We start from the raw sequence: 15,386 nt of genomic DNA, 5'->3' as shown, positions 1-15,386 counted from the left end.
GCCGGGGCGGCTCAGACCCGGGCGACGAGATGGTCGAGGTCCGCCGGGTGCGCCACCCGCAGCACCTCGATGAGGGCGCGCGTCATCACCTCGGCGGCCCGGGCGGCGTCGTCGAAGGTCTGGCGCATGACCTCCCCGTCGGATTCCCATCCCAGAGCGCTCAGCCCCTGGCGCATCGCGTCGTCGAGGAGGAGCCTTCCCGCCTCATCGACGATCGGCAGGTCCACCTCGACGCCGCCAACGCGCCCGAGGACGATCATCCCAGGCGGCTCCGGGGACACCTCGGGCCGACCCCGGGAGAAGAGGAGCGCGCGCAGCCCCCGGCGCTGGCCGAGGGCCTCCTGAGCGGCCGCCGGCGCAGGAGCGGTGAGCAGGATCATCAGCCCCGCCCGGGCGTCGAGACCACCGGGGGAGAGCCCGTCCCGGGCCGCGCCGCCGCTCAGCGTCGCCAGGAAGGGGGCCAGGGACGGCGTGAAGCGCGCCCATGAGCCGCGGTCCACCATCGAGGCGAAGGAATCGCTCGCGGCGCGAAGCGCCTCTTGCTCGTTCATGGGATCAGGTTATCGGGCTAGGGCCGGCGGCCCTCCGGCGGCGAGGCTGCCGGGGCGGCGCTGGGCAGGGCGGGCGCCCGCGCATCACAGGGGTGTCGCCTTGCTCGCGCCCGGGCGTGTCACGGGCTGCATCCGCCCTCATCGTGCGTACCGTGGCTCCGACCGGCGCGCATTGGCGCCTGTGCCTGCCAGGAGCGATCCACCGATGATCCGATTTGACCACGTCTCCAAGGTCTACAAACGAGGGGCCCGTCCCGCTCTCGACGATGTCGATATCGAGATCGAGCGCGGCGAGTTCGTGTTCCTCGTGGGCGCCTCCGGCTCCGGGAAGTCGACCTTCCTGCGCCTGACCCTGCGCGAGGAGCGCCCCACCTCAGGGGCGGTGCACGCGCTGGGACGGGATCTCTCCCAGGTCTCCACCTGGAAGGTCCCCCAGCTGCGCCGCGAGATGGGCTTCGTCTTCCAGGACTTCCGCCTGCTGGAGACCAAGCCCGTCGCCGAGAACGTCGCCCTGGCGGCCCAGGTCATCGGCAAGCCGAGCCACTACATCCGCACCGCCGTTCCCGAGGCGCTCAAGCTCGTCGGCCTGTCCGGCAAGGAGAAGCGCCTCCCCCACGAGCTTCTCCGGCGGCGAGCAGCAGCGCGTCGCCATCGCCCGGGCCATGGTCAATCGCCCCAAGCTGCTCCTGGCCGATGAGCCCACCGGCAACCTCGACCCCTCGACCTCCGTTGGCATCATGCGCCTCCTGGACCGGATCAACCGGCAGGGGACCACGGTGGTCATGGCCACCCACGATGATGAGATCGTCGATCAGATGCGCAAGCGGGTGATCGAGCTCAAGAGCGGCAAGGTCGTGCGCGACCAGGACCGCGGCGTCTACGGCTCGGACCGCTGAGGAGGACCACTGATGAGATTCCGCCTGATCACCGCTGAGACCCTCAAGGGGCTGTCCCGGAACGTCGCCATGACGATCTCGGTCATCCTCGTCTCGTTCGTCTCCCTGCTGTTCGTCGGCTCCGCCGCCCTCCTGCAGTCCCAGATCTCGACCATGAAGGGGGAGTGGTACGACAAGGTCCAGGTCAGCGTCTACATGTGCCCGCCTTCGTCGGCCCGCCCCGAGTGCGTTGCCGGCGAGGCCACGCAGGCGCAGATCGACGCCGTCGAGCAGCTCCTGGGTTCCGAGGCGCTGTCCTCCTACGTCAAGGGGTACACGATCGAGACGAAGGCAGAGGCCTACGCCAAGTTCGTGAAAGCCTACGGGAACTCCCCGATCGGGCGCACCGCCACGGAGGCGATGATGCCGATCTCCTTCCGCGTCAAGCTCAATGACCCCGAGAAGTACCAGGTGGTCTCCGAGCAGTTCGCCGGGCGCGATGGCGTCGAGCGCGTCGTCGACCAGCGCTCCACCCTGGAGCCCCTCTTCCTGGTCATGAATCGCGCCACCTGGATCACCGGGGGCCTGGCGGCGATCATGGCCCTGGCGGCGGTCCTCCTCATCTCGACGACGATCCGTCTGTCCGCGATGAGCCGCTCCAAGGAGACAAGCATCATGCGGCTAGTGGGCGCCTCCAACCTCTTCATACAGCTGCCCTTCGTCCTGGAGGGCGTCATCGCGGCGCTCATCGGGGCGCTGATGGCCATCGGCGCCCTGTGGCTAGGCGTGCACTACATCGTCGAGCACTGGCTGAGCCGCTCCGTGACCTTCACCAGCGCCTTTATCCGCACCGGTGATGTTCTCTACATCGCCCCCTGGCTCGTCCTGGCTGCCGTCGCCCTGGCCGCGATCTCCTCTGCCGCCTCGCTGTCGAAGTACACGAGGGTGTGATCTGAGCCGTGTCCCGCCGGAGCCTCCCCATCCTCCTCGCTGCCGCCCTGTGCCTGACTCCCATGTCCTCTGCCCTGGCGGATGACCGATCCGACGCCGTCGATGAGCAGAACGAGGCGCAGCGCAAGCAGGCTGAGCTCGCGTCCTCCCTGGAGGGGGTCTCAGCCGACCTGGGGCAGGCCTACATCGACTTGCAGAACGCCCAGACCAGCCTGACGACCGCTGAGACCGAGCTGAAGACCGCGGAGACGACCCTGAAGGAGAAGGAGCGCGAGAAGAAGACCGCCGCTGATCGCCTCACGATCGCCGAGGGCTCCCTTGAGCGGATCACCGCGGAGGCCTCCGCCTCGCAGTCCGCCGCCGATGAGACCTCCGGCTCCGTGGCCCAGCTCGTCGTGTCCGCCTACCAGGGCGATACCTCGGTGACCTCCCTGACCTATATCCTGGAGTCGGGCTCCGCCGAGGAGCTCAGCTCCCGCGCCGAGACGATGCAGATCGCCTCCGGCCTCCAGGAGTCGGTGCTGTCCGCCGCGGAGGCCAAGCGGGCCCAGGACGCCAACCGCAAGGCGCGCCAGGACGCCGCCACCAGCCGGGTCGCAACCCTCAAGGCGGATGCCGACGCCGCCGCCACCGCCGCCCAGACCGCGCGCGATGACGCCAAGACCAAGCGGGACAACGTCTCGACCCTGGCGGCCCAGAAGGCCAAGGCCGCATCCGACCTCGAGGCCCGCAAGACCGACCTCGAGGCCCAGCAGGCCCAGGCCGCCAAGGACGCCGATGCCGCGGCGGCCAGGATCGCGGAGATCGACGCCAAGAACCGGGCCGCCTACGCCGCCGGGCAGACGGGGGTCTCCTCGGACACCATCGCCGCGGACTCCCTGGGATCGGGATACATCGGCCACCCGATCCCAGGGCCGCTCACCGTCACCTCACCCTTCGGGTTCCGCATCCACCCCGTCACCGGGGTCGGCGTTGGGCACCAGGGAACGGACTTCGCCGCCGCCGAGGGCGCTTCGCAGTACGCCTCAGTGTCAGGAACGGCCACCTACTGGGACTCCCCGTCCTGCGGAATCGGCATCGACATCAACGCCGGCTACATCGACGGGCACTCCTATGTCATCACCCTGTGCCACCTCTCTGGGCGGGCGATCGCGGACGGCCAGTACGTCAACCGCGGTGACGTCGTCGGGTACACCGGCTCCACGGGCTACGCGACGGGCCCGCACGTCCACTTCCAGGTCGCCCGGGACGGCGTGTACATCGATCCCATGTCGCTGCCCGGCTTCTGAGCCCGCGGCGGAGCGCCCAGCGCGCGAGGGGACCCGCGCGGCGCGTAGACTCACCAGTCCGCGCGCCGCGCCCGCCCTCGGCTCCAGCCAGGGCCCGGCGGCGCGGCGATCGCATCGTGAACCGGAGGGAGACGACCATGGCTTCATCGGGCAGGTCAGGGCAGGGCAAGCCCAAGAAGGCGACACCGGGCGAGCGCGCCAAGGCCGCCTCGGACGCCCACAAGACGATCGCCCGCAACAAGAAGGCCGGTCACGACTACTTCATCGAGGACCGCTACGAGGCGGGACTGGCGTTGACCGGAACGGAGGTCAAGGCCCTGCGCATGGGGCGGGCCTCGCTGACCGAGGCCTGGATCGAGATCGACCGCAACGGCGAGGCCTGGCTGCAGGGCGCGCACATCCCCGAGTACCTCCAGGGCACGTGGAACAACCACGCCCCGCGCCGCAAGCGCAAGCTCCTCCTGCACCGCGCCGAGCTCGCCAAGCTCGCCGTGCGCGTGGCCGCGAAGGGCTTCACCATCGTCCCGCTGGAGCTGTACTTCATCGGTGGCCGGGCGAAGATCGAGATCGCCCTGGCGAGGGGCAAGCAGGACTGGGATAAGCGGCAGGCGCTGCGCGAGGCGCAGGACAACCGCGAGGCGCAGCGGGCCATGGCGGCCGCCAACCGGCGCCGGGGTTGAGTGCTGGAGCTCCGGGCGGTCCGGCCTGCGGCCCATCTGGACCGCGGCATGGATAGCCTGCTATGGTGGGTGGTCGCCGTGGGCGCGCGCAGTTGCCTCGCCGGCGGTACAACTCCATAGGGGATGATCGGTTTCGACGACGGTCGTGGGTTCAGGAGAAGCGGGTCGAGGATGCGCAGTCATCTCGTCAACGCTCTGCGCGAACCAATAGGTGCCGATAACACTCGCACCGACTTCGCCCTCGCCGCCTGAGCGAGCCTCGAAGTCCGTCAGCCCGGGGATCGCTTCCGCCCCGGTTCCTGGCGTCATCTAGGGAGCCACTGCTGAGGTCTCATGTCACCGGGGACCTCGGGACATCTAGGTGACTGAGCCCGTCGGCGTCCTTGCTCGCGTGAGACGCCGGGGCCGAGAAAACCACTAGCGAGCTGCACCCGGAGAAGTCCTGTTGCGCCACCGTCGGACGGGGGTTCGATTCCCCCCATCTCCACCATCTGCGCTCAACTTCGAATAAAAAGTGTGCGTGCGAAACGAGTTCCTTGCAGGGGCGCGTCATCATTAAGATGACGCGTTTGCTGGCAACAAGCGATCGCGGAGAATTTCATGAACGTTCTTCTAATCAATGCTCACCACCGTTACCCCGGTTGGTCGGAGGGGTCGCTAAACGCGTCGGCGATGACGATGATGCAGGATTTCTTCACTGCTCGTGGGGACGTGGTGACCACGACAATCATCGACCATGGCTACGACCCGGCCGATCAGGCGCGTAAGCACCTTGAGGCCGACCTAGTCGTCTTGCAAACTCCGGTCAACTGGTTCGGCGCCCCATGGACGTGGAAGAAGTACATTGATGACACATTCAATGTCGGCTTGCAAGAACAAACCATGCTGACAGGCGATGGGAGGACTCGCTCCGATGCGACGAAACCATACGGATCTGGCGGCCTGATGCAGGGTAAGAAGTTCATGTTCAGCGCAACATGGAATGCCCCGGCTGCGGCGTTCAGTAACGATGACTCTCCGGTGTTCCGCGGGCTCAGCGCCGACGAGGCTCTCAGTGAGCTGGCGGCCTCGTATTATTTCACGGGCTTCGACGTCCTGCCCGCTTATCACATTTATGACGTGTTCAAGAACCCTCGCAATGACGAAGGGCTTGCCGGTTTGATCGAGCATCTGAATAAAGTTCTGGATACTACGGGCGCATCCTGAGGCGGGTGGTGCGCCCGGAGCCCGCCTGGCTCCTCGGAGTTTGTTGGGGTCTGTTGGCGCGGAAAGTAGTGAAGGCGTTTCATGCTCAGGGCGCGAAGCGGGAACTCGGGTCCCCGCCGGGGGTCTCGTCCTCGCTCAACGTGGCGTTGGCGCGCAATAGTCCGCGTGCGGACGTGGGCATGTTGCGAGGGATGCCGATCTTGTGCCTCGACCCGCCTGAGGGCTTCATGCGCAATCAGTCCGTCAGGTCGTATTCGATGGCCAAGGGCTCCTCGCCGAGGGCGCGGTTGCGGGTGCGCGCCGTCTTCTGCTTGCCGTCGTCACCGCGAGGCGTCATCCGATCGCATTCAGGAGTCGCTCCGACGTCGGTGGTCTGGCGCTTGGCGAACTCCCGTTGACTCACGGGGTGACCCGACGTCGCCTCCTTCCTCATCCAAGCGGCGCGCATCGCGAAAAGGAGCTTCCAGGGGAGCGGGTCCCGTCGGAACTGAGGCAGGGACTCCTCGGCGAACTGGAGGATCGGATCGTTCTCGACGCGAGTCTCCCCGAGCAGGTCTTCGCCCTGCCCGAGGACGGTGGCGCGCTCGACGCCGAAGCCCTGACCGCCGTCGTCGCCTCCCGCGCGCGCCTGTACGACAGGACGGGCGAGGAGCACGACAATCTCATCCCCGCGCTGCGCAAGCCCATGCGCGGCGGCGACCCGGACGCCGCCCTGTACTGGCTGGCCCGCATGCTCGGCGGCGGCGAGGCCCCCTTTGCATCGCGCGCCGGCTGGTGCGCTTCGTCAGCGAGGACGTCGGCCTGGTGGGCCCCGCCGCCCTCCAGGTCACCCTCGCCGCCCTGGCGCAGGCCAGCACCACCTCAATGACGCACCTTCACACTGCGCATACCGGCGCGGCCTCTGAGCACCACCCATCCTGATGGCCCCCGCACCGCCCGGCGCGGGGGCCATCAGCGGCCATCAGCATGCTCGCGCGTCAGTCCAGCTGCTCGAACTTGCGGGCCCAGGCGCTGCGCACGGGGTTGGCGTCGGCGATCATGGCGTCGAAGCGCTCGTCGGCGATGTCGACGATCTCGCCGATCGTCGTGCGGGCCTCGCGCTCGGGGGAGGCCTCGACGCGGTTCCAGCCCCGGGAGATGAGCTGGGAACGGTCGGCCAAGCGCTCCACGTACATGACCAGCGGGCGGTCGAAGCGCTCGTGGTAGGCCTCGGACAGCGCTCGCAGCTCGGCGGCCTCGGCGTCGTTGAACTCGCCCAGGGCCAGCGAGGCCGTGTCGAGCCCCGCCTGGGGATCGTCCTCGGCGCCCTGGCCGAGGATGAGGTCGACGATGTCCCGGTAGTTGGCGGTCAGGGTGGCCTGCTCCACGCCGCTGGCCGACAGGACGACGTCCTGGAAGGCCTCGCGCAGTCGCGCGGTGGACTCGAAGGGGATGCCCTCCCACACCCGCTCGGCGGGCCACGTGACGCCGGCGTGCATGGGGGAGAAGACCGTGACGAACCGCTCGCGGTCCATGGCGTTGACCTCCTCCAGGTTGACCGGGCGGCCGTCCACGCGCGCCACATCGGGGCCCGTCTGGCGCCCGACGTGGAAGAACAGCAGGTTGAGGACGACGGCGGTGATCGAGCCGATGGTCACGCCCGAGCCGAAGAGGATCGCGAGCCAGGACGGCATCATGCCCGCCAGGTCGGGCTTGAAGGTGACCAGCAGGGCCAGGCCGATGGAGGAGGAGACGATGACCGCGTTGCGGTTGTCATGCATGTCCACCTTGGAGAGCGTCTGGATGCCCACCACGGCCACGGAGGCGAACATGGCCAGCGACGCCCCTCCGATGACGGGGGCGGGGATCGCGGCGACGACGGCCCCGGCCTTGGGCAGCAGGCCCAGGAGGATCATGAGCCCGCCCGCGGCGGTGACGACCCACCTCGACTTCACCCGGGTCAGGCGCACGAGTCCGACGTTCTGCGCGAAGCAGGTGTAGGGGAAGGAGTTGAAGACCCCTCCCAGGAGCGTGGACAGCCCATCGGCGCGCAGCGCGTTGGCGATGTGGCGGGAGGTGATTCGTCGACCGACCACCTCGCCGGTGGCGAAGACATCGCCGGTGGTCTCCACGGCGGTCACCGCCATGACGATGGCCATGGACACGATGCCGGCCAGGGAGAATCGCGGGATGCCGAAGAAGAAGGGGGTGGTCAGGCCCACCGGCGCCGCGGCAGCCACCCCGGAGAAGTCCGCGTCGCCCAGGGCCAGGGCCACCGCCGTGGCGACGACGAGGCCCGCGAGGACGGCAATGGTGGCCATGAAACCCTTGAAGACCCGCTGCACGAGGAGGATGACGCCCAGCGTCCCCAGGGCGTAGAGCAGGCCCTTGATCGTCAGGGCGGCGATCCGCGCGTCAGTGGCGCCCTCGGGAGCGCTCGTGCCCCAGGAGACGATGTCTCCCGCTGAGACGCTCATGAGGGTCGTGCCCATGACGGTCAGCAGCGTGCCGGTGACCACCGGCGGGAAGAACCTCAGGAGGCGGGCGAACCAGGGCGCCGCGAGGAAGGTGAGGACCCCGGCGGCGATGATCGAGCCGTACATCGTGGCCAGGCCCGCGTTCCCGCCCTGACCCCCGGAGGCGGTCATGCCGATCGCGATGAGGGGCGAGACCGCGGTGAAGGTCACGCCCTGGATGAGGGGCAGCCGCACGCCGATCCTGGGCCCCAGGCCCGCCGATTGGATGATCGTGGCGATGCCGCAGGTGAAGAGGTCTGCGTTGATGAGATGGATGGTGGTCGCGGCATCCAGGTGGAGGCCGGAGGAGATCACCAGTGGGACGACGACGGCGCCCGCGTAGAAGGCGAGCACGTGCTGGATGGAGAGTATCGAGAGCCTGCCGATCGGCGGCACGGCGTCGACCGGGTCGACGGTTCTGGCAGGCGTGGCGGGGGTGGTGCTAACGGCGCGGCCCTGCGTCATGCGTTCTCCTGGGAGTGCGGAGAGGGACAAGAACAGCGCCATTGTGTCCTGCCCCGGCCAGCGGGGGAAACCGGTCCCGTCGGAGCCGCCGCGCCGACAGGGTCGGGTGGCGGCGCGGGCTCAGGCGCCCAGGGCCGAGGTGAGTGGGGCGTAGTGCTTGCGGGTCGCTTCGCGGTAGGCTTCGACGTCGCCCCTTCGCGCGGCCTCGAGCATCTCGCGGTGCGCCTTGGCCGTGGTGATGATGTCCTCCGCGGCGGGCGCGTCCATGAGCGGCACTGTCAGGGTGTGGACGGCCCAGAAGGCGTCGATGAGGTAGGCCCACAGGTGGTTGGAGAGGGGCTCCAGGAGCCGGGCGTGGAAGGCCTGGTCCTGCTCGGAGAAGATCTTGCCCTCGGCAGCGAGCTCCTCCATGTCGTCGATGTAGCCGTCGAGGACGGGGTCGGGGCGCCCCTTCCACACCTTGACGACCTCGTCGGCCAGCGCCATGTCCAGGGTGATGCGCACCCCGACGACGTCGCGCAGGCTCGCGTAGTCATCACCCGGGGCCAGCAGGCCCCGGAACACGAGGGACTCGACCATCGGGCGCATGGAGACCTGGCCGACGAACATGCCTTGACCATGGCGGACCTCCACGATGTCGAGAGCGACGAGCGTGCGGACCGCCTCGCGCACGGAGGAGCGCGACACGCCGAGGTCGGCACACAACTTGGACTCCGTGGGCAGCGGGTCGCCCGGTCGGAGGTGGTGCGAGAGTATGTAGTCCTTGATCGCGCTCATCGCGGTGGACGCCTGAGTCATCGGTGCCGGGTGCAGGGCGACGTAAGTACTGCGCAGGGCTTCTCCGGGGGCCATATGTGGCGCACCTCACTTTCTCGCTCTTCGGTTCGGTGATCGGGTCTTCAGTGATCAAGGTCTTATAGCGATTCTGACATGGCGCCGTCAATGATTGGCTGGAAGCGGGTCGGACCTGTTAAAGTCATCCTACCTACGTCGGACATGAGACGTCAGATCTTCAGGAGTCCATCAATGGCGATTTCACTTCCCCGCGCTTCCCGGCGCGACTTCATCAAGATCAGCTCCACCGCGGGCCTGGCTGCCGGCATCGCGGCGACGCTCGCCGCCTGCGGTGGTGGGACCGCCAAGAAGCCCAGCAGTGGCGCTGGCTCCTCGGCCGCCCCTGATGTCGAGGTGACCAACAAGGACGGCGTCATCACCGCCGGCATCTCCTATGAGCTCGGCACCAACGGCTATGACCCGCTGACGACGACGTCGGCCCTGACCATCGCCGCCAACTGGCACACCATGGAGGGTCTGACCGAGATCCATCCCGCCACCCGCGAGTGCTACCCGGCCCTCGGCGCCGCCCTACCCACCAAGGTCAGCGACACGAGCTACGAGGTCGCCCTGCGTGACGGCGCGGTCTTCTCTAACGGCACGGCCGTCACCGCGGAGGACGTCGTCTTCTCCTTCGAGCGGGTCCTCAACCCGGACAACAAGTCGCTGTACGCCTCCTTCCTCCCCTTCCTCGACAAGGTGGAGAAGAAGGACGACAAGACCGTCACCATCACGCTCAAGTACCCCTTCTCGCTGGTCGCCGAGCGTATCGCCGTGGTCAAGATCGTCCCGAAGGCCACCGTTGAGGCCGATGCGAAGGCCTTCGACCAGATGCCCGTGGGTACCGGCCCCTACGTCATGAAGGACAACGGCGCCGCGTCCAAGACCGTCGTCTTCGAGCGCAACGACAAGTACAACGGCTCCAAGCCCGCTCTGGCCAAGTCCATGACCTGGCAGATCCTGCCCGATGACACCACTCGCACCAACGCGATGAGCAACGGCACCGTCCAGGCGATCGACGCCGTGCCCGCCGCCCAGCTCACCGCTATGTCCGCCCCGGTCAAGGTCAGCGCCGAGCAGGGCTTCGGCCTCCTGTTCGCGATGTTCAACTGCGGCTCCGAGGCCATGAAGGACGTCAAGAACCGCCAGGCGATCCTCTACGCCCTCGACTACGTGTCGATCTGCAAGAACGGCATGGCCGGCCTGGCTACCCCGGCCACCTGCTTCGTCCACAAGGAACACCCCGCCTACCGCGCCGCCAAGGTCGACTACTCCAACGGCGGCGCCGAGAAGGCCAAGGCCCTCCTGGCCGAGACCGGCCTGAAGACCGTGCGCCTGCTGTGCTCCGACCACGGCTGGTTCTCCTCGGTCCGCCCCATCATCAAGGAGAACCTCGAGGCCGCGGGCCTGACGGTCACCTATGAGGAGAAGAAGTCCGCCGAGGTCTACAACAGCATCGACAGCGACCCCGACTCCTACGACATCCTCGTCGCGCCCGGCGACCCCTCGGTGTTCGGCAATGACGCGGACCTGCTCCTGCGCTGGTGGTACTCCGGTGACACCTGGATCGACAAGCGCATCCACTGGAAGGGGCAGGAGTCGCAGATCAAGGTCCAGGAGATGCTGGACGCCGCTGTGCAGAAGACCGGTGACGAGCAGGTCAAGGCCTGGCAGGAGATCTTCGACGCGATCTCCGAGGTCGTGCCGGTCTACCCGATCTTCCACCGCAAGACTCCCACGGCCTGGAACGGCGACACCCTGGTCAACTTCAAGCCGATCACTCTGACCGGCCTGTCCTTCATCGGGGTCGGCTCGAACAAGAACTGAGTCCCGTGGACTCATCCGCCTGAGGCACGCGCGGCGCTCCCCCTCTCGTCGGGGGAGCGCCGCGCCGCGATTGGCGGGATCTCCGCCGATTTGCTATTGAACATCAGACGTCAGACAATATATCTGAGGTCTCCCGACCGGCCTCTCGCGCCCCATGGGCGCCGGGGCGAGCCGGCAGGCCAACCACCGCCCGCCTGGGCGGGACACCGAAGCAAAGGAGCACTCCAGTGTCCAACCTCATCCGCCTGATTGGACGGCGCCTCCTGGCGCTGCCCGTCATGGTGCTGGGTGTGACGCTGCTCGTCTTCGTCGTCATGTCGTTCTCCTCGGCAGACCCCGCGCGCCTGGCGCTGGGCGAGGCGGCATCGGCGGACGCCCTCGAGCAGTATCGGATCGACCACCACCTCAACGACCCCCTCCTGACCAGGTTCTGGGACTACCTCGTCGGCCTCGTCCAGGGCGACCTCGGCCAGAGCTTCACCGGCGTCGACATCAGCCGACTCATCTCGGACGCCTTCCCCATCACCCTCCAGATCACCCTCATCGGCCTGGCCGTGGCGATCGTCTTCGCGGCGGTCCTCGGCATCATCGCGGCCCTGTACCGCGACCGCTGGCCCGACCAGGTCATCCGCGTTGTCTCCATCGCCTGCCTGGCCACCCCCTCATTCTGGCTGGCGCTGCTCCTCATCCAGTGGCTCACCGACGTTCCCGGGGGAGTGGGGATCTTCCCGGCGCTCATCACCAACTGGGTCCACTTCTTCGACGACCCCGGTGAGTACGTGCGCCAGGTGTTTCTGCCGGCCCTGGCCATCGCTGTGCCCAACATCGGCTCGCTCACCCGGGTCGTGCGCACCGCCATGGTCGAGGAGCTCGATCGCGACTACGTGCGCACCGCCATCGGCGCCGGCATCCCCAAGCGCATCGTCGTCGCGCGCAACGTCCTGCGCAACGCGCTCATCACCCCGCTGACGGTCCTGGGCCTGCGTGTGGGCTACGCGATGGGCGGCGCCGTCGTCATCGAGATCATCTTCAACATCAAGGGCATGGGCCAGCTCATCCTCGATGGCATCACCCGCAACGAGGTCAACATCGTTCAGGGCGTCTCGATCACCGTCGCGCTGGCGTTCATCGTTATCAACATCATCGTCGACATGCTCTACGTCCTCGTCAACCCGCGAATCAGGAGCGTCTGATGCTGCACCGCCGCACACTCGAGAAGGCCGCCAAGCCCGGCCTGCGCTTCCAGGGTTGGAAGACCCTGCCGCTCGGCTCCAAGATCGCCGTCGTCGTCCTGCTCGCGATCGTGCTCATGGGGCTCTTCGCTCCGTTCATCGCCACCTACAGCCCCTCCACCACGGGCCTCGCTCAGGGAACCAGCTACCAGGAGGGCATCGGCGAGATCACCACGGTGACCGTGGGCCCTAACGGGGAGCAGTTCTTCGGCACCGACAAGACCGGGCGCGACGTCTTCTCCCGGGTCGTCTACGGCTCGCGAGTCTCCATCGTGGTCGGCCTGTCGGCTACGGCCCTCGCCCTGGCCGTCGCCGTTGTCCTGGGCGCCATCGCCGCCACCGCGCGCAAGTCGATCTCCGAGGTCCTCATGCGCGTCCTGGACATCCTCATGTCCTTCCCGGGCATCGCCCTGGCGGCCGTGCTCGTCTCCGCCCTGTCCCAGAGCCTGCCGATGCTCCCGGTGATCATCGTGTCGATCGCCATCCTCTACATCCCGCAGCTCACGCGCGTCGTGCGCGCCAACATCCTGTCCCAGTTCGGGGAGGACTACGTGGCGGCCTCCAAGGTCATGGGGGCCGCCGTGCCCTGGATCCTGGCCAAGCACGTCGCCCGCAACTGCCTCGCCCCGATCATGGTCTTCGCGACCGTGCTCGTGGCCGACGCGATCGTCTTCGAGGCCTCGCTGTCCTTCATCGGAGCGGGCATCAAGTCCGTCAACATCCCCACCTGGGGCAACATGCTCTCTGAGGGCAAGGAGCTCCTCCTGCAGGGGGCCTGGTGGCCGACCTTCTTCCCCGGCCTGATGATCCTTATCACCACCCTGTGCCTCAATGTCCTGTCCGAGGGCCTCACCGACGCCATGGCCTCGCCGCGCATCCGCCGCAAGGTCGACGTCCAGGCCGATGAGGAGGCCATGGAGGCCGTCGAGACCGCCAAGGCCTGGGACGAGGCTGGCGCCGCCGTCGAGGCCAACGCGTCGGTCCCCGCGGGCGCCGCCGAGGGCGGGGCGATGAGCAGCCTCACCGGGATCGTCGAGCCCGCCGCCGAGGACGTGCCGCTGGCCGAGCGCCTCCGGCAGCTGGCGGTGGCGGAGCGCGAGCGCGGCGACCGCCTCGTCTACACCGACACGGGCGCCGCCCCGGTCCTGGAGGTCAAGAACCTGTCCATCGCCTTCCCCGCCCAGCACGGCGAGGTCAACATCGTCGACGACGTCTCCTTCTCGGTGCGCCCCGGCGAGACGATGGGCCTGGTCGGCGAGTCCGGCTGCGGTAAGTCGATCTCCTCCATGGCCGTCATGGGGCTGCTTCCCCCGACCGCCCGCATCACCGGCGAGATCCTGTTCAAGGGCAAGAACATCCTCGAGATGACCCCCGGGCAGCACAACGCCCTGCGCGGCCACGAGATGAGCATGATCTACCAGGACGCCCTGTCGTCCCTCAACCCCTCCATGCTCATCAGCGCCCAGATGAAGCAGCTCACCTCTCGCGGGGGCAAGCGCACCGCCGCCGAGCTCCTCGAGCTCGTGGGCCTCGACCCCGAGCGCACCCTGAAGCTGACCCCCACGAGCTCTCCGGCGGCCAGCGCCAGCGCGTCCTCATCGCCATGGCGCTGACCCGCGACCCCAGCCTCGTCCTGGCCGACGAGCCCACCACCGCCCTGGACGTCACCGTCCAGAAGCAGGTCGTCGACCTCCTCAACGACTTGCGCGAGAAGCTCGGCTTCGCGATGGTGTTCGTCTCCCACGACCTGGCGCTGGTCGCCAAGCTCGCCCACCGGATCACCGTCATGTACGCCGGCCAGGTGGTCGAGCAGGCCGAGACCACCGAGCTCCTCGTCAACCCGACCCACGAGTACACCCGGGGCCTGCTCGGCGCCGTTCTGTCCATCGAGGCGGGATCCAACCGCCTCCACCAGGTGCGCGGCACCGTGCCCAGCCCCTCGGAGTTCGTCTCCGGCGACCGCTTCGCGCCGCGCTCCTCCCACCCCACCGTGGGCCTCGAGACCCGCCCCACCCTCAAGCCGGTCGATGGCAACCCGGACCACGTCTTCGCCATCACGCCCGAGCTCGAGGCGATCCTCGCGAAGGAGGCCCACTGATGGCCGCACGCACATCCCCCCGTGGCACCGCCGATGGCGCGTGGACCGAGGCCGATCCCGTCATCGAGCTGAAGAACGCGCACGTCATCCACACGTCGCGCACCGGCAGCCTGTTCAAGCCCGACACCGTCCACGCCGTCAACGACGTGTCACTGACGGTGCGCCGCGGCGAGACCCTCGGGCTCGTGGGTGAGTCCGGGTGCGGCAAGTCGACGACGGCGCGCGTCATGGTCGGCCTGCAGCCCCTGACGAAGGGCGAGGTCTACTTCAAGGGCAAGCGGATCGGCCACTCGGCCGCGGACCGCAAGGCCCTGGGCCGCTCGGTGTCCGTGGTCTTCCAGGACCCCGCCACCGCGCTCAACCCGCGCATGATTGTGCACGACACGCTCATCGATCCGCTCAACGTCCACGGCATCGGCAGCCCCAAGGAGCGCGAGGCCCGCGTGCGCGACCTCCTGCACCTCGTGGGCCTGCCGCCCAGCGCCCTGGACGTCCTGCCCCGCCAGATCTCCGGAGGGCAGCGCCAGCGCGTGGCCATCGCCCGCGCCCTGGCCCTGGACCCGGACATCATCGTGGCCGACGAGCCCACCTCCGCCCTCGACGTCTCCGTGCGGGCCCAGGTGCTCAACCTCTTCCAGGACCTCAAGGCCACCCTCGGCCTGGGTCTGGTGTTCATCAGCCACGACATCAACACCGTCCGCTACGTCTCGGACAAGATCGCCGTCATGTACTACGGCCGGATCCTCGAGATGAACGCGACGGCGGAGATCTTCAACAACCCCCAGGAGAACTACACGAGGACGCTGCTATCCGCCGTGCCGTCCCTGCTCGAGGGCTGAGCGCGCCGCGCCCAGTGCTCACTCCCATCCCAGCAATCAGGAAG

Annotated in this window: 11 protein-coding genes, 1 other RNA gene and 3 pseudogenes; 11 read left to right on the top strand and 4 right to left on the bottom strand. The window is 68.1% G+C overall.

The genetic code is table 11. The features are described from left to right. Window positions 1-11: 11 nt before the first annotated feature. On the bottom strand, window positions 12-551 hold the full coding sequence (locus ABXS69_RS07970; RefSeq protein WP_366180166.1) for a hypothetical protein: 540 nt from the start codon (window positions 549-551) through the stop codon (window positions 12-14). Window positions 552-756: 205 nt separating this feature from the next. Here ABXS69_RS07970 and ftsE point away from each other — a divergent pair. From ftsE to ABXS69_RS07940, 6 genes and pseudogenes are all read left to right on the top strand, one after another. After that, a pseudogene (gene ftsE / locus ABXS69_RS07965) lies at window positions 757-1,447 on the top strand (cell division ATP-binding protein FtsE). A gap of 12 nt (window positions 1,448-1,459) precedes the next feature. Continuing rightward, the gene (gene ftsX / locus ABXS69_RS07960) at window positions 1,460-2,377 is read left to right on the top strand and encodes a permease-like cell division protein FtsX (RefSeq protein ID WP_366180165.1); all 918 of its coding nucleotides are present in this window, start codon (window positions 1,460-1,462) and stop codon (window positions 2,375-2,377) included. Between the two features lie 8 nt (window positions 2,378-2,385). Next, a complete protein-coding gene (locus ABXS69_RS07955; RefSeq protein WP_366180164.1) occupies window positions 2,386-3,666 on the top strand; it encodes a peptidoglycan DD-metalloendopeptidase family protein in 1,281 nt (426 codons plus the stop codon). A gap of 137 nt (window positions 3,667-3,803) precedes the next feature. Then, window positions 3,804-4,346, top strand: a complete 543-nt coding sequence (smpB, locus tag ABXS69_RS07950; RefSeq protein ID WP_366180163.1) for an SsrA-binding protein SmpB — start codon at window positions 3,804-3,806, stop codon at window positions 4,344-4,346. A 119-nt stretch (window positions 4,347-4,465) separates the two neighbouring features. Continuing rightward, window positions 4,466-4,836: a transfer-messenger RNA gene (gene ssrA / locus ABXS69_RS07945) on the top strand. Window positions 4,837-4,946: 110 nt separating this feature from the next. Then, a complete protein-coding gene (locus ABXS69_RS07940) occupies window positions 4,947-5,552 on the top strand; it encodes an NAD(P)H-dependent oxidoreductase (protein ID WP_366180162.1) in 606 nt (201 codons plus the stop codon). 235 nt (window positions 5,553-5,787) lie between these two features. Here the strand turns inward: ABXS69_RS07940 and ABXS69_RS07935 are convergent, their stop codons facing one another. Next, entirely contained in the window at window positions 5,788-5,955 is a 168-nt protein-coding gene (locus ABXS69_RS07935) for a hypothetical protein (protein ID WP_366180161.1), read from the bottom strand. A 180-nt stretch (window positions 5,956-6,135) separates the two neighbouring features. Here ABXS69_RS07935 and ABXS69_RS07930 point away from each other — a divergent pair. Further along, a pseudogene (locus ABXS69_RS07930) lies at window positions 6,136-6,392 on the top strand (hypothetical protein); the annotation flags it as partial. Window positions 6,393-6,529: 137 nt separating this feature from the next. Here ABXS69_RS07930 and ABXS69_RS07925 read toward each other — a convergent pair. Both ABXS69_RS07925 and ABXS69_RS07920 read right to left on the bottom strand, forming a co-directional pair. After that, on the bottom strand, window positions 6,530-8,512 hold the full coding sequence (locus ABXS69_RS07925) for a solute carrier family 23 protein (RefSeq protein WP_366180160.1): 1,983 nt from the start codon (window positions 8,510-8,512) through the stop codon (window positions 6,530-6,532). Between the two features lie 120 nt (window positions 8,513-8,632). Continuing rightward, window positions 8,633-9,310: a GntR family transcriptional regulator gene (locus tag ABXS69_RS07920; RefSeq protein WP_366180159.1), complete on the bottom strand. Its 678-nt coding sequence runs from the start codon at window positions 9,308-9,310 to the stop codon at window positions 8,633-8,635. A gap of 228 nt (window positions 9,311-9,538) precedes the next feature. Here ABXS69_RS07920 and ABXS69_RS07915 point away from each other — a divergent pair, with 228 nt between their 5' ends. From ABXS69_RS07915 to ABXS69_RS07900, 4 genes and pseudogenes are all read left to right on the top strand, one after another. Further along, complete coding sequence (locus ABXS69_RS07915) at window positions 9,539-11,173, top strand: ABC transporter substrate-binding protein (RefSeq protein WP_366180158.1); 1,635 nt, start codon at window positions 9,539-9,541, stop codon at window positions 11,171-11,173. 227 nt (window positions 11,174-11,400) lie between these two features. Beyond that, the gene (locus ABXS69_RS07910) at window positions 11,401-12,366 is read left to right on the top strand and encodes an ABC transporter permease (protein WP_366180157.1); all 966 of its coding nucleotides are present in this window, start codon (window positions 11,401-11,403) and stop codon (window positions 12,364-12,366) included. Then, window positions 12,366-14,503: pseudogene (locus ABXS69_RS07905) on the top strand (dipeptide/oligopeptide/nickel ABC transporter permease/ATP-binding protein). The gene ABXS69_RS07910 and the pseudogene ABXS69_RS07905 overlap by 1 nt, the downstream one beginning before the upstream one ends. Further along, complete coding sequence (locus tag ABXS69_RS07900; protein ID WP_366180156.1) at window positions 14,503-15,342, top strand: ATP-binding cassette domain-containing protein; 840 nt, start codon at window positions 14,503-14,505, stop codon at window positions 15,340-15,342. The pseudogene ABXS69_RS07905 and the gene ABXS69_RS07900 overlap by 1 nt, the downstream one beginning before the upstream one ends. Window positions 15,343-15,386: the final 44 nt, after the last annotated feature.

The sequence above is a fragment of the Actinomyces timonensis genome (assembly GCF_040702965.1).
Lineage (GTDB): Bacteria > Actinomycetota > Actinomycetes > Actinomycetales > Actinomycetaceae > Actinomyces > Actinomyces timonensis_A.
Note: the sequence above shows the minus strand (reverse complement) of the source record. Positions and strands in the feature narration are given on the sequence as shown.